Raw genomic sequence first — 21,399 nt, 5'->3', positions numbered from 1 at the left:
AACGCAAGCTAGTCCCGAAGGCCTAACGCCGCGGCGGCGCCGTGCTCGCGCGGAGGATCAGTTCGGCATCGATCTCGGTGAGGCGCACCACCGGGCGGCCTTGGATCCGGGCGATCAGGTGATCGCCGGCGGCGTGGCCGATCTCGGCGGAGTGGATGCGGATTGTGGTCAGGGGCGGATCCAGGAAGGGCGCGAAATCGGAATCGTTGTGGCCGATCACCGACAGGTCGCCCGGAATGGCGAGGCCGCGGGCCCGGGCTTCGATCATCGCGCCGAAGGCGATCTGGTCGGTGCCGCAGATGATCGCGGTGGGTGGCGGACCGCTCGCCAGCATCTGACGGAAGCCGTCGCGGCCGCCGCCGATCCCGTAGGAGATCTCGATATCGTGCTCCGACGCGAGCCGCAGGCCGCGGACCGCAAGCGCCTGCGCGATGCCGTTCACCCGCGCCCCGCCGCGGTCGTTGTCCTTGCGCAGGCCGGAGATCACCCCGATCCGGGAATGACCCAGGTCCATCAGGTAGTTGGCCGCCCGGGCCGCCGAGGCGGCATTGTCGAACCCGACGCAGGGGCGCTCCCGCGACAGGCTGAAGGTCTGCACCATCGGAATGCCGGTGCTGGCGATGCGGGCGTAGAGGTCCGGGTGGTGGATGTCGCCGACCAGCATCAGCCCGTCGACGCCCCGCTCCAGCAGGAAGGTCGCCTCCCGCAATTCGTCCTCCAGGTCGTAGCCGGCATTGGCGGCGACCAGGGTGTAGCCCGCCTGCCGCAGCCGGTCTTGGAAGCTCGACAGGACGCGCACGAAGGCTTCGTTCTCGATATTGGGGACCACCGCACCCACGGCCATGAACCGGCGGGTCGAGAGCGCCCGGGCCGCACCGTTCGCGACGAAGCCGAGATCCTGCGCCGCGCGCATTACCGCCTCGCGCTTGTCAGCCCGGACCCCAGCGGAGCCGTTGAGCACCCGGGACACGGTGGCGGTCGAGACGCCGGCGCGGCGGGCCACGTCCCGCGCGACCGGGCTGCGCGACGGTGGCTCGAGGGTCTCCCCCGGCAGATCCAGCACTGAAATCGACCGCCCCCTATACCCGGCCTCGCCTGTCTCGCGATGCCTCGATCCGCTGCTTGGCGTGTGCGCCGACTCGGACAGGCAGTATATTGACACCCCTCGCGCCGCCTGACTATCTGAAAGCGCTTTCAAAAGCCGTCCGGCGCGACGGTCTACAGGGAGGAGCGGATGGCGACGCTCGACCGGCCGGCCTCCGGCCTGGGGTCACCGGAACGCGAGGCGCCGACGGTAGGCGGGGCGGATGCCACGGCCGCGGGCATCGCCGCGCCGCAGGCAATCGTGACCAGCCTCAAGCGCAGCGACGCCGTCACGCCCTACCGGTTCCGCGACCTGCTGGCGCTGGACGATTTCGAGCGCCACGCGCGGCGGCTGCTGCCGCCCATGATCTTCCAGTACGTGTCCGGCGGGGTCGAGACCGGCTCGGCCCTGGCGCACAGCCGCGGCGCCTATGCCGACTACGCCCTCGTGCCGCGGCTGATGCGCGATACCTCGGCGCGCGACACCACCACCGAGCTGTTCGGCCAGACCTACGCGGCGCCTTTCGGGATCGGACCGCTCGGCGGGGCCGCCTTCATCGCCTACCGGGGCGATCTCGTCCTGGCCGAGGCGGCCAAGCGCATGAATGTGCCGATGTGCCTGAGCGCCTCGTCGCTGATCAAGCTGGAGGATGTCCACGACCAAAATCCGCAGGCCTGGTTCCAGGGCTACCTGCCGGGCGACCAGAACCGGATCGACCGCCTGCTCAACCGCGTGGAAGCCACCGGCTACCGTACCTTCGTGGTGACCGCCGACACGCCGACGCTCGGCAACCGCGAGCACAACACCCGCAGCGGCTTCTCCATGCCGATCAAGGTCACGCCGAAGGTCGCGTGGCAGAGCGCGACCCATCCGCGCTGGCTGCTCGGCACCGTGGCCCGGACCTTCCTCAAGCACGGCGCCCCGCATTTCGAGAACACCGAGGCCGAGCGCGGGCCGCCGATGATGTCGCAAGGGGCGGTGCGCAACACCATCGCCCGTGACCAGCTCTCGTGGAAGAACCTGGAGGCGATCCGCAAACGCTGGTCGGGCAACCTGCTGGTGAAGGGGCTGCTCGCCCCGGAAGATGTCGAGATCGCCCGCGCATGCGGCGCCGACGGCGTGATCCTCTCGACCCATGGCGGGCGGCAGCTGGACTACGCCGTCGCGCCCCTCGACGTGCTGCCGGAGATCGCGGCCCGGAAGGGCGACCTCAAGATCATCGTCGACAGCGGCATCCGCCGAGGCACCGACGTGATGAAGGCGCTGGCGCTGGGCGCCGATTTCGTCCTGCTCGGCCGACCCTTCATGTTCGCCGCAGCTTTGGGCGGGGTCGCGGGCGTCGAGCACGCGATGCGGATCCTCAAGGAGGAACTGAACCGCGACATGGCGCTGATCGGGGTGAACCGCCTGTCGGAGCTCAATCCCGAGTTCCTGCGCCGCGTCCCGCGTCGGGGCTGAGCCGGAGATCGCCATGCCCGATGCCGCGCTCCGCCCTGCCCCGCTCGGTCTCGCCTTCGTCGGCTGTTTCACCACCGAGCGCCGCAGGGCGCGCGGACAGGGCATCGACGTGTACCGCACCGGCGCCAGCCTGGAGGGCTGGACCCATCTCGGGCGGGTGGACGGGCTGACGAACCCGTCCTTCCTTGTGACCGATCCGGCGCGTGCCGTGGTGTACACCGTTCAGGGCGACGGCGAGGCGGCGAGCGCCTTCGCGGCCGAGGCCGACGGAAGCCTGCGCACGCTCGGAAGCGCGGCAACCGGCGGCACCAACAGCGTGCATCAATCCCTCGACCCGAGCGGGCGCTTCCTGATCGTCGCCAATTACGCCAGCGGCTCGGTGGCACTGCTGCCGGTGCGCGCCGACGGCGGACTCGAACCGGCGAGCCACGTCCTGCCGCTCCCGGGCGATCCCGGCCCGCATCGGTCCGAGCAGGCCTGCGCCCACCCGCACCACGTGGTCGTGTCGCCGGGCGGCAGCCACGTGCTCGTCCCCGACAAGGGTCTCGACCGCGTCTTCGTCCTGCGACTCGACGGTGACCGGCTCGCGCTCGTATCGGAAACGGTGATGCGCCCCGGGGCCGGCCCGCGCCACATCGGGTTTCACCCGGGCCGCCCCCTCGCCTTCCTGGTCAACGAACTGGACTCGAGCGTCGCGACCTGCCGCTGGAACGAGGCGACCGGGACGCTCGTCCCCCTGCATCTCGTGCCGACCCTGCCTCCGGACTTCTTCGGCGCGAGCACGGCGGCGGCGATCGTGGTCACGCCCTGCGGGCGCTTCGTCTACACTTCGAACCGCGGTCAGGACGGCATCGCCCGTTTCCGCCTGAAGGACGCCGCCGAGCGGCTCGACCCGACCGGCTGGACGCCGTCCGGCGGCCGCGACCCGCGCTTCATGACGCTCGCACCCGACGGCAAGCACCTGCTCGTCGCCAACGAGCAGGGCGACAGCCTCGCCGAGTTCACTATCGACCCCGACACCGGCGACCTGTCCCGGACGGGCGCGCGCCCGAGCCTCAGCCCCTGCACGATCGCGTTCCTGTGACGGAGACATCCGGATGCGCGGTCATCCCTGCGCGCGAAGCAAGACAATTCAGGGTTGCAGGAAGCTCACCGTCGTCGCGCTGCCCTGGGCGCTTCGCTCCGCGCGCGATGACGGCGCGCTTCAAGAGATCGGTCGAAAGCTGTTCGACCAAGATAAAAATAAAAACATGATCTACCCGGAGGAAATCCCATGTTTGCCAAGCGCTACAGGTTTCTGATCGCGTTCCTTCTCTTCATTGCGGGGATCATCAATTACATGGACCGCGCGGCGCTCGGCGTTGCGGCGCCGTTCGTCAAGCAGGACCTCAACCTGTCGCCCTCGGAGCTGGGGGTGATCTTCAGCACCTTCTTCTTCGGCTACGCGATTTTCGCCTTCGTGGGCGGCCAGCTCGCCGACCGCTACGGCCCGCGCAGCGTCTACAGCTGGGCCGCCGCCTCGTGGTCGATCCTGTGCATGCTCACCGGCGCGGTGACCGGCTTTGCCCAGATGTTCGTGGTCCGCGCCCTGTTCGGCTTCGCCGAGGGGCCGATGAACTCGACCACGAACCGGACCATCACCACGTGGTTCCCCCGCGAGGAGACCGCCCGGACGATCGGCTTCACCTTCTCGGGCCAGACCGTGGGCAGCGCCATCGCGGCTCCCGTCGTCGGCCTGCTGGCGATCCAGTACGGCTGGCGGGTGGCGTTCGTCGCCATCGGCGCCGTCGGCCTGCTCTGGGTCGTGGCGTGGCGGCTCCTCATGACCGACCGGCCGCAGGACAATCCGCGGGTCGGCCCGGAGGAGATCGCCCTCGTCGAGCGCAGCCGGGCCGTGACCCATCTCGCGCCGTCCGACCACGCGCGGTCCCTGCGGGAGTACCTGTTCCTGCCCAGCACCCTGTCGCTGGGACTCGGCATGTTTGCGGTGAACTACACCCTCTACATCTTCCTCTCGTGGCTCCCGAGCTACCTGACCGACGCCCTGCACATGCCGGTGCAGCAGATGGCGCTCGTGGCCTCGATCCCGTGGGCCTGCGGCTTCGTCGGCTATGTCGGCGGGGGCGTCGTCGCCGATCACCTCTACAAGCGCATGGGCGACAAGCTGGCCGCCCGGAAGCTCACCACGATCGTGCCGCTCGCCATCGCGGGCGTGGCGCTGATCGCCGTCAATGCCGCGCCGAACGCCGCCGCCGCGGTCGCGCTGATCGCGCTGGCCGTCCTGATGCTGACGAGCTCGGTTCAGTCCTGCTGGGCGACGATCCACGAGCTGGTGCCGGAGGCGCGGGTCGGTGGGGTGAGCGGCTTCATCCACCTGCTCAGCAACATCTCGGGCATCGTCGGACCGACCGCGACCGGGCTCGCCGTCCAGTATCTCGGCGGCTACGCCAGCGCCTTCGTCATCGCCGCCCTGATCGCCGCGGCCGGCGTGGTCGCCATGGCAATCTTCGTGCGCCGCCCCCGTCTTCCGGAAGCGGCGCACCCCCTGAATGCCGCCAAGACCGCCTGATTCCGGAGGGCCAGACCATGAGCACGCGCGCCGATACCGTCCCGCAGAAACCCGTCCTCCTGACCGGCGCCTCGGGCGCCCTCGGGCGCGTGCTCACGCGGGCGCTCGGAGAGCAGGGCTGGACCCTCCGGCTCACGGACCGCGTCCCCTTCCCCGACCAGCTGCCGGAGGGCGCGCGCTTCCAGCTCGCCGACCTGGAGGACGGGCCGGCGATCCTGCGGCTCGCGGAGGGCTGCGGCACGATCCTCCATTTCGGCGGGATCTCGGTGGAGCACCCGTTCGAGACGGTGATCGGCCCGAATATCCGCGGCCTCTACCACGCCTACGAGGCCGCACGCCGCGAGGGTGCCCGGATGGTCTTCGCCTCCTCGAACCACGCCATCGGCTTCCACGAGCGGACCGAGGTGCTGGATGACGACTGCGCTCTGGCGCCGGACGGCTATTACGGCCTGTCCAAGGCGTACGGCGAGATGATGGGCGGCCTGTATCGCCACAAGCACGGCGTCGAGAGCGTCTTCCTGCGCATCGGCTCCTGCTTCCCCGAGCCGACCGATGCGCGGATGCTCGCCACGTGGCTCTCCTACGGCGACATGACCCGCCTGGTCATGCGGGCCACCCTGGCCCCGACCCTCGGCCCGTCCGGGACGGCCGTGATCTGGGGCGCCTCGAAGAACAGCCGCATGACTTGGTGGCGTCGGGACGGCCGCGAGACGATCGGCTGGGCGCCGCAGGACAGCGCCGATTCCTACGCGGCGGCGCTGGAGGGAAAGACCAGCGGCAACCCGGTGGCCGAGCGCTACCAGGGCGGCGGCTTCACCGCCCTCGACTATTCCCGCAGCGAACCCCCGCGGTGATGACAGGAAGATCGAACCGCCAATCCCCTTCCACCGCCCTCATCCTGACGTGACCGCGAAGCGGGCCTCGAAGGAGGGCTCCAGGGATCGCAGCGCTCTCTGGCCTCCTCCCTCGAAGTCGCCACGGCGCTCGGGCACCGCGGGACGAGATCGCGGTCGGGAAACCCAGGACACGCGTGTGCGACCCGGCGGAACGTCGGGGCGACCGGCTCTCAGATGAAACGATGAGACACGATATGGCAGACGAGCAGACCGAAACCCGACTGAAATGTGCCCTCGTGGTGCGGGGCGCCTTCGACGCGCACGTGGTGCCGGCCTTCGAGGCGGCCGGTGGTCGGGCGGCGATCCACTGGGCGCCGACCGCGGTGATCATGAAGGAGATCGAGGCCGGCGCGACCGCCGACGCGATCCTCGTCCTGTCGGACGCCATGGACCGCCTGATCGCGGAGGGCAAAGTCGAGGCGGAGAGCCGGGTCGACGCGGTGCGCTCCCGCTACGGCATCGCCGTGAAGGCCGGGTCCCAGCATCCGGACATCTCGACCGTGGAGGCGCTCAAGCGGACGCTGGTCGAGGCGCGCTCCGTCGCCTACTCGCGCACCGGCGCGAGCGGGATCTACTTCGCGGGGCTCCTGCCGCGGCTCGGGCTCGCCGAGGCGGTGAACGCCCGGGCGACCATCATCCCACAGGGCTTCACGGCCGAAAAGCTGGTCTCCGGCGAGGCCGACATCGCGGTCCAGCAGATCAGCGAGCTGATGGTCGTGCCGGGCATCGAGGTGGTCGGCCCCCTCCCCGATCCCGTGCAGGAGATGACGACCTTCTCGGCCGCGATCATGCGCGGCGCGACCGACCGCACGGGTGCCGCGCGCTTCCTCGCGGGCCTGACCACGCCGCAGGCCGCCGAGGCCTACCGGACCAGCGGCCTCGAACCGGCCTTCTGACCGGCGCGGCGACGATCCGGCGAAACCGGTCGAACAAAACGATGTCTCACGAGGAAACGATGCCCCCGAACGAACAGGACCGGATTGTCCGGCAGGTCTTCTTCAGGCTGATGCCGCTGCTCTTCATCGGCTACGTCATGGCCTATGTCGACCGGATCAATGTCGGCTTCGCGGCTCTGCGGATGAACGCCGACCTCGGCATCGGCCCGGCCGTGTTCGGCCTCGGCGCCGGGATCTTCTTCATCGGCTATTTTCTCTTCGAGGTGCCGAGCAACCTGATCTTGGAGAAGGTCGGGGCCCGGCGCTGGATCGCCCGGATCATGATCACCTGGGGCCTGCTCTCGGCGGCGATGATGTTCGTTCAGGGTTCGGCGAGCTTCCTCGTCCTGCGCTTCCTGCTCGGCGCGGCCGAGGCCGGCTTCTACCCGGGCGTGATCCTCTACCTCACCTACTGGTTCCCCAAGGCCTACCGGGCGCGGATCTTCGGCGCCTTCGCGGTCGGGATCCCGGTCTCCCTGGCGATCGGCGCGCCGCTCTCGACCTCGATCATGCAGCTCGACGGGCTCCTGGGCCTCAAGGGCTGGCAGTGGCTGTTCCTGCTGGAGGGCGTGCCCACCACCCTGTTCGGTTTCGTCTTCCTCGCCCTCATCCCCGACCGGCCCAAGGACGCCACGTGGCTGGCGCCCGCGGACCGCACCGCCCTCCAGTCAGTGATCGACGCCGAGCAGCGGGCGGTCGCAGCCACTCACGGAACCAGCCTGCGCAAGGCCTTCGCCGACCCGCGGCTGATGGCCCTGTCGTTCATCTACTTCGCCAATACCGGCGCCAATCTCGGGCTGGCGTTCTTCCTGCCGCAGATCCTCAAGAGCACCGGCCTGTCGGACATGCAGACCGGCCTGATGACCGCAGTCCCTTACGTCTTCGGGGTGGTCGGCGGCCTGACAATCGGCTGGATCTCCGACCGCACCAACGACCGCCGGGTGACGCTGGCGAGTGCCCTGATGCTCACGGCGGCGGGCACGGCACTCGCGGGTTTCGCCACGGGCTCGCTCTGGGCGGTGGCCTTCATGGCGGTGGCGGCAGCCGGCCTCTACGGCGGCAAGGCGCCGTTCTGGGCGCTGCCGCCGGTCTTCCTCTCCGGCAGCGCGGCGGCCGGCGGCATCGCGCTGATCAACTGCGTGGGCAATCTCGGCGGTTTCGTCGCGCCGTCCATCGTCGGCTGGATCCGCGAGACCAGCGGCAGCTTCGAGGCCGGACTGTACTTCCTGGCAGCACTGGCCTTCTCGGCGGTGATCGTGACCCTGCTGGTGGTCAATGCCCGCTTCGGTGACGCCCGCCAGCCGGCGACGGTTCCAGGCCCGGCGGTGGCGCCGCGCACCTGACGCGATCCGGGTGGATATCGCTCCCAGATCCCCACCCGCGACTCCGAAGTCGCCCTAGGGTTCGCCATCCCGGGTTCGCGACCGCAAAAAAGTCCTTATGCTCGTGCTGTCCGGACACCTCATCCCGTCGGACCGGATCGCGCCCTCCATGCTGAAGACAGCCTTCGTTGCCGCCCGCGACCGCCAGCGGCTGTCCGAGATCGCGACGATCCTGATCGGCTTCGGCGTCACGCGGGTCGTGGACCGCCTCGGCCTGCGCTATCTGCCGCTGCTACCGCGCCGCCAGCCCCGGCTCGACGTCACCCGCCTGTCCGAGCCCGAGCGCCTGCGGCGGGCGATCGAGGCGCTGGGTCCGACCTTCATCAAGTTCGGGCAGGTCCTGGCGAGCCGGCCCGACCTCCTGTCGCCCGCCTGGACCGAGGAGCTGCAGAAGCTTCACAGCCAGGTCGTACCAGTCACGTGGGAGCAGATCGGGCCGCAGCTCGAGCAGGATCTCGGCGGCTCGCCGCTGGAAGTGTTCGCCGAGTTCGACACCAACCCGATCGCCTCGGCCTCAATCGCCCAGGTCTACCGGGCGCGCCTGCACTCGGGCGAGGACGTGATCGTCAAGGTCCTGCGCCCGAACCTGCGCAAGATCATCGAGGCGGATCTGCGCCTGATGGCGCACGGCGCCCGCATCGTCGAGAACGAGTGGCCCGACATGGCCCGCTATCAGCCGCGGGAGCAGATGCGCCACCTCGCGGAAGGGTTGAACGGCGAGCTCGACCTCCTCAACGAGGCGCGAAATTGCGAGCTGCTGGCCCAGATCTTCGAGGGCCGCGACGACATCGTCTTCCCGAAGATCCACTGGGAGTACTGCTCCGAGCGCGTGCTCGTGCAGGACTTCATCCACGGCATCCCACCGAACGACGAGGCGGCCCTAAAGGCGGCCGGCGTCGACAAGAAGCTGCTGGCCCAGAAGGGTACCGACGCCTTCCTGCGGATGGCGCTGATCGAGGGCCTGTTCCACGCCGACCCGCATCCCGGCAACATGCTGGCACTGCCGGGCAACCGCATCGGCTTCATCGATTTCGGCATCATCGGCCGGCTGTCGCAGCGGCGGCGCTCGCAGCTCCTCGTGCTGATCGGGGCCATGCTCAAGCAGGACGCCGACGGCCTGATGGCCGTGCTTCTGGACTGGACCGGAACCAGCAATCCGGATCTGACCCGCCTCCAAGTCTCGGCCCAGTCGTTCGTGGAGAGCCACTCCTCGATCCCGCTCAATCTGGGGCTCGTGCTCACCGACTTCATGAACATGGCCCGCGAGAACGATCTCGCGATGCCCACCGACCTCGCGATCCTGTTCAAGGGGCTGGTCACCGCCGACGGCGTGATGCGCCACCTCGACCCGGATTTCGACCTGTTCGCCGCGGCCGGCCCCACGGTCCGGGCGAGCATGCAGACGCAGTTCTCGCTCTCCGCCCTCAAGCAGAAGGCCGAGGCCCTCGGCGTCGGCCTCTACGGTGCCGCCTCGGAGCTCCCGACGCTGATCCACCTGATGCTGGTGCGCCTCAAGCAGGGGCGCGTCACGGTCGAGATCGAGGTGAAGGGGCTCGACAAGGTCACCCGCGGCATCGAGCGCGCCGCCGCCCGCGTCGCCGTGGCGCTGGTGGTCGCCGCCTTCGCCACCCAGCTCGCCCCGCGGCTGATCGACCTCGGCACGCCGGTCTTCGTGTCGATTGGATTAATTATTTTCGTGCTCGGGATCGGCTGGCTCGTGCTGCTGATGCGTAACAAGTAGACGACGTGATCGACGATCTTGTTACAAATCTAAGTTATGGCTCCGCGGCGAATACCGGTCTCGTTTGATTATCGTCCGCGGCGTGTTAGCGTAACTCATCCAACGATTCGCCGGGTCGCGGGCGAGGTGTGTACCAGAAGCGGTTAAACCGTCGGTGCCGCCGAGCTCTCGACAATCCGTCGCCGCGCCCTGCCGTCGGTGGAAGGCTGGCGGCGCGCCGCGCACAGGCGCCCGCCGGGACCAGAGGGGGCGGGCGATGGATGCGGGCATCGTGTTGCCGTGGACCGACGGGGCGACGCGCCGCCTCGGCGCGCTCGAAGCAGAGAACATCCGCCTGCGGGACCTGCTGACGCAGGCGACCGCGCAGGCCGACCGGGAGCGCCAGCGCAGCCGGCGGCTCGGTCGCATTATCGAGGCAGCAAGCCGGGTCGAGGCCGGCCGCCTCGCTGCCGGGCACGAACCGGCCCCGCCGGGTCCGACGCGGCGCACAGGCTCAGGCCCGGACATGAGTCCGAGCCGTGACCGACGGGCGCCACATTCCGCACGGCATCAGGCGGCCAACGACTACCTCGAACTGCTCGATTGCGACGGCCGCCTGATCACGGGCAGCGAGGATGGGCCGGCGCTCTTCGGCCTGCGCGAGGAGACGGACGCGGTCGGTCGCCTGTGGATGGAGATCTGGACCCGTCCGGAGGATCGCGAGGCGGCGGCGGCCGCCCTGGACCGGGCCCGCGCGGGCCGACCTAGCCGCTTCCAGGCGGAGCTGGAGACCGGCGGCACGGTGCGATGGTGGGACGTGGCCGTCACGCCGCTCGGCGCGACGGCCGATCGGCCGGAGCGCATCCTCGCAGTGTCGCGCGACATCACCGAGCTGAAGCTGACCGAGGCCCGGCAGGCGCTGCTGATGCAGGAGCTGGCGCATCGGATGAAGAACACCATGGCCCTGGTCCAGGCTGTCGCGGCGCAGACCATGCGCAACGCGGCGTCCCTGGAAGCGGCCGGCGAGGCGCTGTCGGCGCGGCTGCTGGCCCTCGCCAAGGCGCACGACGTTCTCCTTCAGGGCTCCTTCGCCCGGGCCTCCCTGATAGACCTGGTGGACGGAGCCGTCTCCCTGCACGGCGACGGCGTTCTGGGCCGGTTCGCGGTCGCAGGCCCGGAGCTGACCTTGAGCGCGCGCCATGGCCTGACCCTGGCGCTCATGCTGCACGAGCTCGGGACCAACGCCACCAAGTACGGCGCGCTCTCCGTGGCGGCCGGTCGGGTCGGCATCACCTGGGAGGTGACTGAGACGGAGCGCGGACCGGCTCTGCGGTTCCGCTGGGAAGAGACCGGTGGACCGCCGGTCGTCCCACCGACGCGAACCGGATTCGGGACCCGCCTGATCGCCCGCAGTCTCGCCCACGGCTTCGGCGGGACGGCAACGCTCCTGTACCCGCGCGCCGGGGCCGTCCTGACCTTCGAGGCGCCGCTCGACGCCGTGGCGGCGGCTTGACCGGGGACCGGTGCCACGCCGTTCCCGGCCGCATGGCCGGACTTCACGTTGGGATTGACGATGCGGCGGGCCCGTTATCCGGTCGCCAGCCGGATCGACGGTTCCACCGCGGGCCGCATGTCCCGGAGAGCCGTGATCGTCCGGTCGCGGAGGATTCTGAGGTCGATCAGCGAGCCCGTGATGTCGTCGCCCGCCTTGGCGGCCTCTTCGAGGCCGCGGCATGCCAGAGACAGGGGTGTGCAGCCGAGCATGCCCGACATGGACACGAGGGTATGCGCCTCGCGCCCGTACTCGGCCGGTCCGCAATCGGGTCCCTCGAAGGCGGTGACGAGGCTGGCGACGAACCGGTCGAGGATGCGGACGAGCTTATCCCGGCCGATCGCGGCCGTGAGCTCGTCGAGCGCATCCCGATTCACGAGCGCGTGTGACACCGTCCGTCTCCGGTACCGGGCATGATGCGAGGGCGGTCCACCCTCGCGCTCTTGCCCCGGGAACGCGGTCACGCGGACCTTGTCGCCGCCTGTGCCACGTTTTCAGAAAGAATCGTAATCTTCCAGCGGAACCTGCGCAGAACCGCGCTGATTTGCAAGCACTGTCGCGAAGCTATTTAGGCGCCGCACCCGGATTTCGGACGCCGGCTTCATCGTAAAGTTGCATTGATTACCTCAATGAAGCCGGTGCTTGTCCACGACTTCTGCCGGCGGATTGGTGGCCGCCGCGGCGGGCGGTGCTAAGCATTCGAATCAGGCGGCGCACAACCGTCGAGGAGCGCGCAGCTTGCCTGACCGGACGGCACCGTGACAGCCTACAGCCTGCGTGCCCGGCTGCTTGCCCTGTGGGTGCTGCTGCTGACCTCCGCGGCCGCGACGGCCTACCTCATGTACGGCGTCTACAATCAATCGACCGGCGTGCAGGTGGCTCAGGCGGAGGTCGCGGTGGCGCGGGCCTGTCGCGCGATCATCGACCGATACGCCGCGCTGGTCCGCAACCGTGGCGCGCGGACCGCGGAAGGTGACCTCGCCGACGTGGTCGAGGGGGCGCTCGGCGGTTTCGGGGGAGTCGAGGGCGGAATCTGGAGCGCGTCGGACGGTTCGATCGCCTATGCCTATCCCACCTACGAAGGGACCGGACCGAAGACGGATCTCCCGGCGGCCGAGCGGGAGACGATCGCCGCCGTGAACGCCGAGGCGCTGCGCGTCGACCATGCGGTGCCGCAACGCCGGCCGAGCCGCACGCAGGTGCTGCTGCTGCAGGGCTGTCCCCTGCACGGGCCCGAGCCCGGGCTGACCGCCTGGACCATGGGCCGCGTCCGCGTCAATGACGGCCCCACCTACACGCGCTTCCTGGCGGGACTCGGCTTCCTGGCCGCCACGGTGCTCGGGTCGGCGGCCTTTCTCGGATGGTTCCTGTACGGGTTTTCCGGCCGGATCGCGCGGCTCGAAGCCGCGCTCGCGACCCAGCCGGACGGCGAGGATCTGCCACGGCTCGCACCGACCGGCGAGCGCGAACTCGACCGTCTGGTCGATGCCCTGAATGCGGCCGGCGGGCGCCTGCGGGACGCGCGGGCGCGGATCGTGGCCACCGAGCGTCTGGCCACCGCCGGCCGGCTGGCGGCGAGCATCGCGCACGAGATCCGCAACCCGATCGCCGCGATGCGGCTCAAGGCCGAGAACGCCCTGGCCAGCGGTGACTCGAACCGCGCCGCCCTGGCCCTCGAAGCCATGCTCGGCCAGATCGCGCGGGTGGACACGCTCCTGCGCGACCTCCTCAACCTGACCCAGGCGCGGCCGCTCCACCGGACGCCCACCGCGATCGCACCGCTGCTCGCCGAATGCGCGCGCCTGCACGAGGATCTCGCGACCGCCCGCAATGTCCGGATCGAAACCGTGTCGGACGGCCTCCCAGAATCGGACCACCCGCATATCGACCGAGCCCAGGTCGCGCGCGCGCTCGACAACCTGCTGCTGAACGCGCTCCAGCACACGCCCGCCGGCGGCCGCGTCCGCCTCGGCGCCGCGCGGGACACGGTCGATGGAACGCTGCGTCTGCGGCTTCGCGTCAGCGATACCGGTCCCGGGGTCGATCCTGCGATCCGCCCCAGCCTGTTCGAGCCGTTCGTCACGGGCCGCCCCGACGGGACCGGCCTCGGCCTCGCGATCGTGCGCGAGATCGCGCTGGCGCATCGCGGCACGACCGGGCTGGTCGACAACGCGCCGGAGACCACCTTCTGTCTGGACCTGCCATGGCGACCATCCTGATCGTCGACGACGACCGAGCCCTCCGCGAAGGTCTCACCGAGACCGTGGCCGACCTCGGCCACACGCCCGTGCCGGCGGCGTCCGGCTCGGAGGCGCTCGCGCGGCTGCAGGAAGGCCCGGTGGCGGCCGTACTCCTCGACCTGCGCATGCCCGGCGATCTCGACGGCATGGCCACGCTGGAGCGGATCTGCGCGCTGCCGGACCGGCCACCCGTGACCGTCCTGACCGCCTTCGCCAGCCCGGCCAACACGATCGAGGCGATGCGCCTCGGCGCCCACGACCATCTCACCAAGCCGATCGGCCGCTCGGACCTCGCCGCCGCCCTCGACGCGATGCTGGCGCATGCCCGGCCGGACGCGGCCGCTCAAGCCGCGCATGCGGGCCATCCGGGTCTCGTCGGATCGAGCGAAAGCATGCGGCGGGTGCAGAAGACCATCGGTCTCGTGGCCGACACCGCGTCGACGGTGCTGATCCGCGGCGAGACCGGCACCGGCAAGGAGGAGGTGGCACGCGCCCTCCACGCCTTCTCGCGGCGGCGGGCGCGGCCGTTCGTCCCGGTGAACTGCGCGGCCATCCCGGGAGACCAGCTGGAGAGCGAGCTGTTCGGCCACGTCCGCGGCGCCTTCGCCGGGGCGACCGCGGACCGCGCTGGGGCCTTTCATCAGGCTGAGGGCGGCACGCTGTTCCTGGACGAGATCGGTGACATGCCGGCGGCCATGCAAGCCAAGATCCTGCGCGTCATCCAGGATTGCGTCGTGACGCCCCTCGGCGGCCGCTCCGCCCGAATCGATGTCCGTCTCGTCGCCGCCACGCATCGCGACCTTCCGGCGCTCGTGGCCGAGGGCGGTTTTCGGGCTGACCTGTACTACCGGCTCAACGTCGTGCCGATCGACCTGCCGCCCTTGCGCGAGCGCCTCGCCGACATCGTGCCGCTCGCCGAGCATTTCCTGGCCCCGTCGGGCAAGCGCCTGAGCGGCGGCGCGGCATCCCGCCTGCTGGCCTATGACTGGCCGGGGAACGTGCGCGAGTTGCGCAACGTGGTGGAGCGGGCGGCCGTGCTGGTGCGCTGTGGCGTGATCGCGGCTGACGACATCGACCTGCCGGCGGCCCGGCCCGAGCGGCGAGCCGGTGACGGATCACTTCCAGGACTGGCTCTCCGGCGACCTGCCCGGAGCCGTGGCACGGCTGGAGCGGACCATGATCGCGGCCGCCCTGCGCGAGGCCGACGGCAACCGCGCCCGGGCCGCCCGCCGCCTCGGTATCCAGCGCCAGCTCCTCTACGCCAAGATCGAGCGCTACGGCCTCGGCACGCCGGGCGCCGACCTGTCGGGAGACACGACAGGGGATGTCGTGAATCCCGACGCTTCGGATCCCCCTGAGCCGGGCTAAGCCGCTCACGGTACACGGAATCTTGAGCCGCTGGGGTGCAGCCCGCATCCCGTGGGAACCGCAGGCCTGTGCGCGCGTCGAGCATCGCGGCGGGCCGGCGGATCATGTGTACTGGGCCTCGCCGTCGATCGGGGGATCGAGGCACGATGGACAGGATCGACGGGGGCCGGCAGGCCCGGACTGCGCGCGTGCGGACCGCCGACACCAAAGCCCTGCGCGGGCTGGACGCGCTGAACTTCTTCCTCGCCGACGTGCGCGACGGCCTCGGCCCCTACCTCGCCATCTATCTCATCGCGGTGCGCGGCCCCGATCAGGGCTGGAACGAGGCCACGACCGGCCTTGTCATGACGATTGCGGGCATCCTCGGCCTCATCGCGCAGACGCCGGCGGGCGCGTTGATCGACGCGACCAACCACAAGCGCGCCGTGGTGATCGGCGGCGCGATCGCGGTGACGGCGAGCTGCCTCGTCCTGCCGTTCATCGCGAACTTCTATCTCGTGACCGCAACGCAATCGATCGCCCACGTTGCCGGGACGATCTTCCCGCCGGCGCTGGCCGCGATCACGCTGGGCCTCGTCGGCCCGAAGATGTTCGCCAAGCGGATCGGCCGCAACGAGGGCTTCAATCATGCCGGCAACGCGGTCTCGGCCGCGGTCGCGGGCGGGCTGGCCTACTTCTTCGGGCCGGTCGTGGTGTTCTGGCTGATGGGCGTGCTGGCGGCGCTCTCGATCGGCGCCATGCTGATGGTGCCGGCCGACGCCATCGACAACGACCTCGCCCGCGGCATGACCGAGGACGAGGCGCAGACGCAGGAGAAGCCGTCGGGCCTCGCCACCCTGCTGCAGAACCGGGCGCTGCTGCTGTTCGCGGTGCTGTGCGCAATCTTTCACCTCGCCAACGCGGCGATGCTGACCTCTGTGGGTCAGCTCCTCACGCACCTGTCGGGCAAGGACCACGCGACCTCGCTGATCGCCGTCTGCATCGTGGCGGCGCAATGCGTGATGGTGCCGGTGGCGATCTTTGTGGGCGCCAAGGCCGACGTGATCGGCCGCAAGCCGATCTTCCTGGCGGCCTTCGGAGTCCTGGCGCTCCGCGGCGTGCTCTACACGATGTCGAACAACCCGTTCTGGCTGGTGGGCGTGCAGCTGCTCGACGGGATTGGCGCCGGCGTCTACGGCGCGCTGTTCCCGATCGTGGTGGCCGACCTCACCCGCGGCGGCGGTCGCTTTAATGCGGCCCAGGGCGCGGTCGCGACCGCACAGGGGATCGGCGCATCCCTGAGCGCGACGCTCGCCGGCGTGATCATCGTGTCGGCGGGCTATTCTACCGCCTTCCTGGCGCTCGCGGCCATCGCGGCCCTGGGCTTCGTGCTTTACCTCATGCTGATGCCCGAGACCCGCGGCAGCGGCGCAAGCGAGCCGGAGAGCGACGGGACGCTACCGCCGGCCGTGCCAGCGAGCGCCTGATCGGCGGTTATTGGGGGCTTCTTCGCCGACCCCGTCTTTGCGAGCGCGGCGAAGCAATCCAGGGCAGCGCGCCATCACGAGGGCGGCACCGCTGGACCGCTTCGCGCCGCTCGCAGACGCGGGGAGGCAGCCGCAGCGGCGATGCTGACGGTGTCCCCCATCCCGCGAGGCGGCGTCAGAGGGCGGCGATCATAACCGGATCCGACGGCATCGCCGCGACCGTCGCCTCCGGCGGGGCCTTGCGCGAGACGTAGTAGAGATCGATGGCGCGCCAGAACGCGCCCTGCTCCTCGACCGAGCGGCGCGCGAGGGAGCTCTCGAGGATCGTCATCGCGGCCCGCGCGGGCTCGCTCCGCTCGAGTTCCTCGAGCAGGCCGGCGAGATGCAGCATGGGGGCTTACCTCCGTACGGACAGCAACCCCCGACAACGCCCGAGCTTGCCGAACGATCCAGAGACCGCGCGCGGCCACATCCCGCACGATCCTTGCCTCGCGCGGAAGCGCGGCTACCATCGCGGCGCCGAGTCTGACTCGCTTTCCTTCAACCATCGAGGATCACCGATGTTCTCAAGCCGAAGCGGCGCGGCTCTTACCGCGCGCGGAGCGGTGTTCGCGCTGGCCCTGGCCAGCACGCTCGGGGCGGGTCCGCTCCTCGCCCGCGAGATGCCCGAGGCCGGCACGGCGGCGGCGGCGAAGAAGCCGAACGTCGTGATCCTCGCCACCGGCGGCACCATCGCGGGCGCCGGGGCGGATGCCGCCAACAGCGCCACCTACACGGCCGCCAAGGTTCCGGTCGACAAGCTGATCGCCGCCGTGCCCCAGATGAGCGCCGTCGCCAACGTGCGCGGCGAGCAGGTCTTCCAGATCGCCTCGGAGAGCTTCACGGACGCGCAGCTCGTCCAGCTCGGGAAGCGCGTGTCCCAGCTGCTGAAGCAGGACGATGTCGACGGCGTGGTCATCACCCACGGCACCGACACGCTGGAGGAGACGTCGTTCTTCCTCGACCTCGTGGTGAAGAGCGACAAGCCGATCGTGGTGGTCGGCTCGATGCGGCCCTCCACGGCGATCTCGGCGGACGGCGCCCTCAACCTGCTGGACGCCGTGACGGTGGCCGCCAGCAAGGAGGCGATCGGCCAAGGCGTGACCGTGACGATGAACGACACCATCCAGTCCGGCCGCGACGTGACCAAGCGGACCAACGTCGTACCCAGCGCCTTCTTCAGCCAGTGGGGGCCGCTCGGCATGGTGATCGAGGGCAAGACCTACTTCTTCCGCTCCCTGTCGAAGCGCCACAACACGAGCTCGGAATTCGACATCGACCAGATCGACAGCCTGCCTCTGGTGGGCATCGTTCACGGCTCGGGCAACATGATCCCGGGCGTCTACGACGCCGAGGTCCAGGCGGGTGCCAAGGCCATCGTCAACGCGGGCACCGGCAACGGCTCGGTGGCGGGCTACCTCGTCGACAAGCTCAAGGACATCCGGTCCAAGGGCACGCTCGTCATCCGCTCCTCGCGGGTGCCGGACGGCCTCGTCCTGCGCAATGCCGAGCAGCCCGACGACAAGTACGACTGGGTGGTCGCCCACGACCTCAACCCCGCCAAGGCCAAGATCCTGGCCGCCGTGGCGCTCACCAAGACCAGCGACACCAAGGAGCTGCAGCGGATATTCTGGGAGTATTGAGCCCGGCGACGGGCCACGTCTTCCAAGCGCGACTGCACCCTGTAGCGCGCCGCGAAGGAGCCCCTACTCGGCGCGCTGACGCCGGACAATGGCGTCGCGGCTGCCGTCTCTGCGAGCGGAGCGAAGTGACCCAGGGCAACGCCACGTTCTCGTGGGGCGCGCTGCCCTGGGTCACTTCGCGCCGCTCGTGATGACGGTACGGGCGGCGTCAGTCGAGAGCGCCAACCGGAGCCGCCAAGACTCTGGGGCTTCCTTGACGGCCTACCCTCTGATGCTGCCAGCGGCACCCGCCCCGGGTTACATCCCAGGGCACACCCCTTAGATACCGGCCAGCGCCGCGGTTGCGCGGGCCGAACCGAATCGCGGCTCTGGCCCCGCCCGGTGGCACCGATCCTGGAGGAACGAGCATGACCGAGCTTCATCCCGAGGTCGCGGCGGTCACCGAGCGCGTGGTGGCGCGCTCCCGCGAGACCCGGCGTGCCTATCTCGACCTGATCGCCCGCGAGCGCGAGGCGGGGGTCCGGCGCGGCAAGCTCGCCTGCGGCAACCTCGCCCACGGCTTCGCGGCGTCCGGCGAGGACAAGGCGGCGATCCGCGACGAGCGGACGGTGATGAATATCGGCATCGTCACCGCCTACAACGACATGCTCTCGGCCCATCAGCCCTACGGGCGCTACCCGGACCAGATCAAGCTGTTCGCCCGGGAGCGCGGCGCGACCGCCCAGGTGGCGGGCGGCACGCCCGCCATGTGCGACGGCGTCACCCAGGGCCAGACCGGCATGGAGCTGTCGCTGTTCTCCCGCGACACCATCGCCCTCTCGACCGCCGTGGCGCTGAGCCACGGCATGTTCGACGGCGCGGCGCTGCTCGGCATCTGCGACAAGATCGTGCCGGGCCTGCTGATCGGCGCGCTGCGCTTCGGCCACCTGCCGACGATTCTGATCCCGGCCGGGCCGATGCCGTCGGGTCTCGCCAACAAGGAGAAGCAGCGGATCCGCCAGCTCTACGCCGAGGGCAAGGTCGGCCGCGCGGAGCTGCTCGAATCCGAGTCCGCCTCCTACCATGCGGCCGGGACCTGCACGTTCTACGGCACGGCCAACTCCAACCAGATGATGATGGACATGATGGGCCTGCACATGCCGGGCGCGTCCTTCATCAATCCCGGCACGAAGCTGCGGCAGGCCGTGACCCGCGCGGCGATCCACCGGCTCACCGAGATCGGCGCGGCCGGCAACGATTACCGGCCGCTCGGCCTGTGCGTCGACGAGAAGGCGATCGTGAATGCCGCAGTCGGCCTGCTGGCCACGGGCGGCTCGACCAACCACGCGATCCATCTGCCGGCCATCGCCCGCGCCGCCGGCATCGTGATCGACTGGGAGGACATCGACCGCCTCTCCAGCGCCGTGCCGCTGATCGCCCGCGTCTATCCGAACGGGGCCGGCGACGTGAACCACTTTCATGCCGCGGGCGGCATGAGCTTCGTGATGGCCGCGCTGCTCGACGCCGGCCTCCTGCACGACGACATCCTGACGGTGGCGGGCCAGTCGCTGCGCGACCACGCCCGCGACCCGAAGCTCGCCGAGGAGGAGCTGGTCTTCGAGGACGCCGTGCCGGAGAGCCTCGACGACACGATGCTCCGGCGGCCCGAGAACCCGTTCCAGCCGGACGGCGGCATGCGGCTGGTGAAGGGCAATCTCGGCCGGGCGACCTTCAAGACCAGCGCCGTGGAGGAACAGCGCCGGACCATCGAGGCCCCCGCCCGGGTCTTCTCGGATCAGGACGAGGTGCTGAAGGCCTTCAAGGCCGGCGAGCTGGAGCGGGACGTCGTGGTGGTGGTCCGCTTCCAGGGCCCGAAGGCGAACGGCATGCCGGAGCTGCACAAGCTCACGCCGCCGCTCGGCGTGCTGCAGGACCGCGGCCACAAGGTCGCCCTGGTCACGGACGGGCGCATGTCGGGGGCGTCGGGCAAGGTTCCGGCCGCGATCCACGTGAGCCCCGAGGCGCTCGGCGGTGGCCCGATCGGTCGGATCCGCGACGGCGACGTCGTCCGTCTCAGCGCCGCCGAGGGGCTGCTGGAGGTGCTGGTCGGCAACGACGAGCTGGCCGCGCGCGCGGAGGCCGTCGCACCGGCACCCGCACAGGGCACCGGGCGCGAGCTGTTCGCGTTCATGCGCCATGGGGCCGACACGGCCGAGCGCGGCGCTTCGGCGATGCTCGCCGCCGCCGGCCTCTGAAACCGCACAGGAGGTGCCGACCATGAACGATCTGACCAGCATCGACGCGCTGATGCGTTCCGTGCCCGTCATTCCGGTCCTGGTGATCGACGACGTGGCCCATGCGCGGCCCGTCGCCGAGGCCCTGGTGAAGGGCGGCCTCACCGCCCTTGAGGTCACCCTGCGCACCCCCGCCGCCCTCGACGTGATCCGGGAAATGACCCGGGTCGAGGGCGCGGTCGTCGGAGCCGGGACGGTGCTCAATCCCCGCGACCTGGAGAACGCGCTCGCGGCGGGCGCCGAGTTCATCGTCTCGCCCGGCCTGACCGAGCCGCTGACCGACGCCGCCAAGGCCAACGGCGTGCCCTATCTGCCGGGCGTCGCCACGGCGGCCGACATCATGCGCGGCCTGGATCACGGGCTCGACCGGTTCAAGTTCTTCCCGGCCGAGGCGGCCGGCGGGATCAAGGCGCTGAAGGCGCACGCGGCGGTGTTCGGCGCGGTGCGGTTCTGCCCGACGGGCGGGATCACCGAGGCGACCGCCCCCGACTGGCTGGCGCTTCCCTCGGTGCTCTGCGTCGGGGGCAGCTGGGTGGTGAAGCCCGGCACGCCCGATCCGGTAGCGATCGCGCAGGCGGCCCGGGCGGCCGCGGGGTTGCGGACGGCGTAAACGCAGCGACCGCCGTACTTGCAAGCGGAGCGAAGCAATCCAGGGTCGCGCCACATCCCCAAGATGTCGCGCTCCCCTGGGCCACGTCGCTACGCTCGTGATGACAGAGAGAGCACGGCGCCCGCGTCGATCAACAAGAGACCGGATGGCTGAGCGGCCGGACA

Annotated in this window: 18 protein-coding genes and 1 pseudogene; 16 read left to right on the top strand and 3 right to left on the bottom strand. The window is 70.2% G+C overall.

The features are described 5' to 3' along the window. Nucleotides 1–22 precede the first annotated feature (22 nt). Nucleotides 23–1,063 (bottom strand): LacI family DNA-binding transcriptional regulator, encoded by a 1,041-nt coding sequence (locus tag M6G65_RS31465; RefSeq protein WP_238194137.1) that lies wholly within the window; start codon nucleotides 1,061–1,063, stop codon nucleotides 23–25. Nucleotides 1,064–1,234: 171 nt separating this feature from the next. Here M6G65_RS31465 and M6G65_RS31460 point away from each other — a divergent pair, with 171 nt between their 5' ends. The 9 genes from M6G65_RS31460 (at nucleotide 1,235) to M6G65_RS31420 (ending at nucleotide 11,557) form a co-directional block, all read left to right on the top strand. Continuing rightward, nucleotides 1,235–2,542 carry an alpha-hydroxy acid oxidase gene (locus M6G65_RS31460; protein WP_238194135.1) on the top strand — a complete coding sequence of 436 codons (1,308 nt, stop codon included), beginning with the start codon at nucleotides 1,235–1,237 and terminating at the stop codon, nucleotides 2,540–2,542. Nucleotides 2,543–2,555: 13 nt separating this feature from the next. After that, nucleotides 2,556–3,626, top strand: a complete 1,071-nt coding sequence (locus tag M6G65_RS31455) for a lactonase family protein (RefSeq protein ID WP_250103315.1) — start codon at nucleotides 2,556–2,558, stop codon at nucleotides 3,624–3,626. A 13-nt stretch (nucleotides 3,627–3,639) separates the two neighbouring features. Then, the gene (locus M6G65_RS31450) at nucleotides 3,640–3,843 is read left to right on the top strand and encodes a hypothetical protein (protein WP_238194131.1); all 204 of its coding nucleotides are present in this window, start codon (nucleotides 3,640–3,642) and stop codon (nucleotides 3,841–3,843) included. Beyond that, nucleotides 3,816–5,111, top strand: a complete 1,296-nt coding sequence (locus M6G65_RS31445) for an MFS transporter (RefSeq protein WP_238194129.1) — start codon at nucleotides 3,816–3,818, stop codon at nucleotides 5,109–5,111. The genes M6G65_RS31450 and M6G65_RS31445 overlap by 28 nt, the downstream gene beginning before the upstream one ends. A 17-nt stretch (nucleotides 5,112–5,128) precedes the next feature. Next, complete coding sequence (locus M6G65_RS31440; protein ID WP_238194127.1) at nucleotides 5,129–5,965, top strand: NAD-dependent epimerase/dehydratase family protein; 837 nt, start codon at nucleotides 5,129–5,131, stop codon at nucleotides 5,963–5,965. A gap of 236 nt (nucleotides 5,966–6,201) precedes the next feature. Next, on the top strand, nucleotides 6,202–6,903 hold the full coding sequence (locus M6G65_RS31435) for a molybdate ABC transporter substrate-binding protein (protein ID WP_250103314.1): 702 nt from the start codon (nucleotides 6,202–6,204) through the stop codon (nucleotides 6,901–6,903). Nucleotides 6,904–6,962: 59 nt separating this feature from the next. Then, nucleotides 6,963–8,285 (top strand): MFS transporter, encoded by a 1,323-nt coding sequence (locus M6G65_RS31430; protein ID WP_250103313.1) that lies wholly within the window; start codon nucleotides 6,963–6,965, stop codon nucleotides 8,283–8,285. 148 nt (nucleotides 8,286–8,433) lie between these two features. Continuing rightward, on the top strand, nucleotides 8,434–10,065 hold the full coding sequence (locus M6G65_RS31425) for an ABC1 kinase family protein (RefSeq protein ID WP_192706635.1): 1,632 nt from the start codon (nucleotides 8,434–8,436) through the stop codon (nucleotides 10,063–10,065). 256 nt (nucleotides 10,066–10,321) lie between these two features. Further along, a complete protein-coding gene (locus M6G65_RS31420) occupies nucleotides 10,322–11,557 on the top strand; it encodes a sensor histidine kinase (protein WP_238194120.1) in 1,236 nt (411 codons plus the stop codon). Nucleotides 11,558–11,631: 74 nt separating this feature from the next. Here M6G65_RS31420 and M6G65_RS31415 read toward each other — a convergent pair whose 3' ends face one another. Then, on the bottom strand, nucleotides 11,632–11,988 hold the full coding sequence (locus tag M6G65_RS31415) for an Hpt domain-containing protein (protein ID WP_238194119.1): 357 nt from the start codon (nucleotides 11,986–11,988) through the stop codon (nucleotides 11,632–11,634). Nucleotides 11,989–12,354: 366 nt separating this feature from the next. Between M6G65_RS31415 and M6G65_RS31410 the strand changes: the two genes are divergently transcribed. The 4 genes and pseudogenes from M6G65_RS31410 to M6G65_RS31400 all read left to right on the top strand — a co-directional run bounded on the left by M6G65_RS31410 (nucleotide 12,355) and on the right by M6G65_RS31400 (nucleotide 16,670). Beyond that, the gene (locus M6G65_RS31410; RefSeq protein ID WP_238194117.1) at nucleotides 12,355–13,815 is read left to right on the top strand and encodes a sensor histidine kinase; all 1,461 of its coding nucleotides are present in this window, start codon (nucleotides 12,355–12,357) and stop codon (nucleotides 13,813–13,815) included. After that, nucleotides 13,800–14,852: pseudogene (locus tag M6G65_RS33845) on the top strand (sigma-54-dependent transcriptional regulator); the annotation flags it as partial. The gene M6G65_RS31410 and the pseudogene M6G65_RS33845, both read left to right, overlap by 16 nt. Before the next feature lie 160 nt (nucleotides 14,853–15,012). Next, entirely contained in the window at nucleotides 15,013–15,204 is a 192-nt protein-coding gene (locus M6G65_RS33840) for a helix-turn-helix domain-containing protein (protein ID WP_347710467.1), read from the top strand. 146 nt (nucleotides 15,205–15,350) lie between these two features. Beyond that, nucleotides 15,351–16,670, top strand: coding sequence for an MFS transporter (locus tag M6G65_RS31400; RefSeq protein ID WP_238194113.1), 1,320 nt, complete (start codon nucleotides 15,351–15,353; stop codon nucleotides 16,668–16,670). 175 nt (nucleotides 16,671–16,845) lie between these two features. On the opposite strand, the gene M6G65_RS31395 is transcribed toward M6G65_RS31400, so the two are convergent. Beyond that, entirely contained in the window at nucleotides 16,846–17,061 is a 216-nt protein-coding gene (locus M6G65_RS31395) for a hypothetical protein (protein ID WP_238194111.1), read from the bottom strand. A 169-nt stretch (nucleotides 17,062–17,230) separates the two neighbouring features. Between M6G65_RS31395 and M6G65_RS31390 the strand changes: the two genes are divergently transcribed. The 3 genes from M6G65_RS31390 to eda all read left to right on the top strand — a co-directional run bounded on the left by M6G65_RS31390 (nucleotide 17,231) and on the right by eda (nucleotide 21,235). After that, nucleotides 17,231–18,352, top strand: coding sequence for a type II asparaginase (locus tag M6G65_RS31390; RefSeq protein WP_238194109.1), 1,122 nt, complete (start codon nucleotides 17,231–17,233; stop codon nucleotides 18,350–18,352). 407 nt (nucleotides 18,353–18,759) lie between these two features. Continuing rightward, nucleotides 18,760–20,586: a phosphogluconate dehydratase gene (edd, locus tag M6G65_RS31385; protein ID WP_238194107.1), complete on the top strand. Its 1,827-nt coding sequence runs from the start codon at nucleotides 18,760–18,762 to the stop codon at nucleotides 20,584–20,586. A 22-nt stretch (nucleotides 20,587–20,608) separates the two neighbouring features. Then, complete coding sequence (gene eda, locus M6G65_RS31380; protein ID WP_238194105.1) at nucleotides 20,609–21,235, top strand: bifunctional 4-hydroxy-2-oxoglutarate aldolase/2-dehydro-3-deoxy-phosphogluconate aldolase; 627 nt, start codon at nucleotides 20,609–20,611, stop codon at nucleotides 21,233–21,235. Nucleotides 21,236–21,399: the final 164 nt, after the last annotated feature.

This window comes from Methylobacterium tardum (genome assembly GCF_023546765.1).
Taxonomy (GTDB): Bacteria; Pseudomonadota; Alphaproteobacteria; order Rhizobiales; family Beijerinckiaceae; genus Methylobacterium; species Methylobacterium tardum.
This window is presented reverse-complemented; position numbering and strand designations above follow the sequence as displayed.

Bases quoted from the DNA above. Each gene is read 5' to 3' on its own strand.
- M6G65_RS31460 (WP_238194135.1), top strand. From the start codon at position 1,235: ATGGCGACGCTCGACCGGCCGGCCTCCGGCCTGGGGTCACCGGAACGC.
- M6G65_RS31455 (WP_250103315.1), top strand. From the start codon at position 2,556: ATGCCCGATGCCGCGCTCCGCCCTGCCCCGCTCGGTCTCGCCTTCGTC.
- M6G65_RS31450 (WP_238194131.1), top strand. From the start codon at position 3,640: ATGCGCGGTCATCCCTGCGCGCGAAGCAAGACAATTCAGGGTTGCAGG.
- M6G65_RS31445 (WP_238194129.1), top strand. From the start codon at position 3,816: ATGTTTGCCAAGCGCTACAGGTTTCTGATCGCGTTCCTTCTCTTCATT.
- M6G65_RS31440 (WP_238194127.1), top strand. From the start codon at position 5,129: ATGAGCACGCGCGCCGATACCGTCCCGCAGAAACCCGTCCTCCTGACC.
- M6G65_RS31435 (WP_250103314.1), top strand. From the start codon at position 6,202: ATGGCAGACGAGCAGACCGAAACCCGACTGAAATGTGCCCTCGTGGTG.
- M6G65_RS31430 (WP_250103313.1), top strand. From the start codon at position 6,963: ATGCCCCCGAACGAACAGGACCGGATTGTCCGGCAGGTCTTCTTCAGG.
- M6G65_RS31425 (WP_192706635.1), top strand. From the start codon at position 8,434: ATGCTGAAGACAGCCTTCGTTGCCGCCCGCGACCGCCAGCGGCTGTCC.
- M6G65_RS31420 (WP_238194120.1), top strand. From the start codon at position 10,322: ATGGATGCGGGCATCGTGTTGCCGTGGACCGACGGGGCGACGCGCCGC.
- M6G65_RS33840 (WP_347710467.1), top strand. From the start codon at position 15,013: ATGATCGCGGCCGCCCTGCGCGAGGCCGACGGCAACCGCGCCCGGGCC.
- M6G65_RS31400 (WP_238194113.1), top strand. From the start codon at position 15,351: ATGGACAGGATCGACGGGGGCCGGCAGGCCCGGACTGCGCGCGTGCGG.
- M6G65_RS31395 (WP_238194111.1), bottom strand. From the start codon at position 17,061: ATGCTGCATCTCGCCGGCCTGCTCGAGGAACTCGAGCGGAGCGAGCCC.
- M6G65_RS31390 (WP_238194109.1), top strand. From the start codon at position 17,231: ATGTTCTCAAGCCGAAGCGGCGCGGCTCTTACCGCGCGCGGAGCGGTG.
- edd (WP_238194107.1), top strand. From the start codon at position 18,760: ATGACCGAGCTTCATCCCGAGGTCGCGGCGGTCACCGAGCGCGTGGTG.
- eda (WP_238194105.1), top strand. From the start codon at position 20,609: ATGAACGATCTGACCAGCATCGACGCGCTGATGCGTTCCGTGCCCGTC.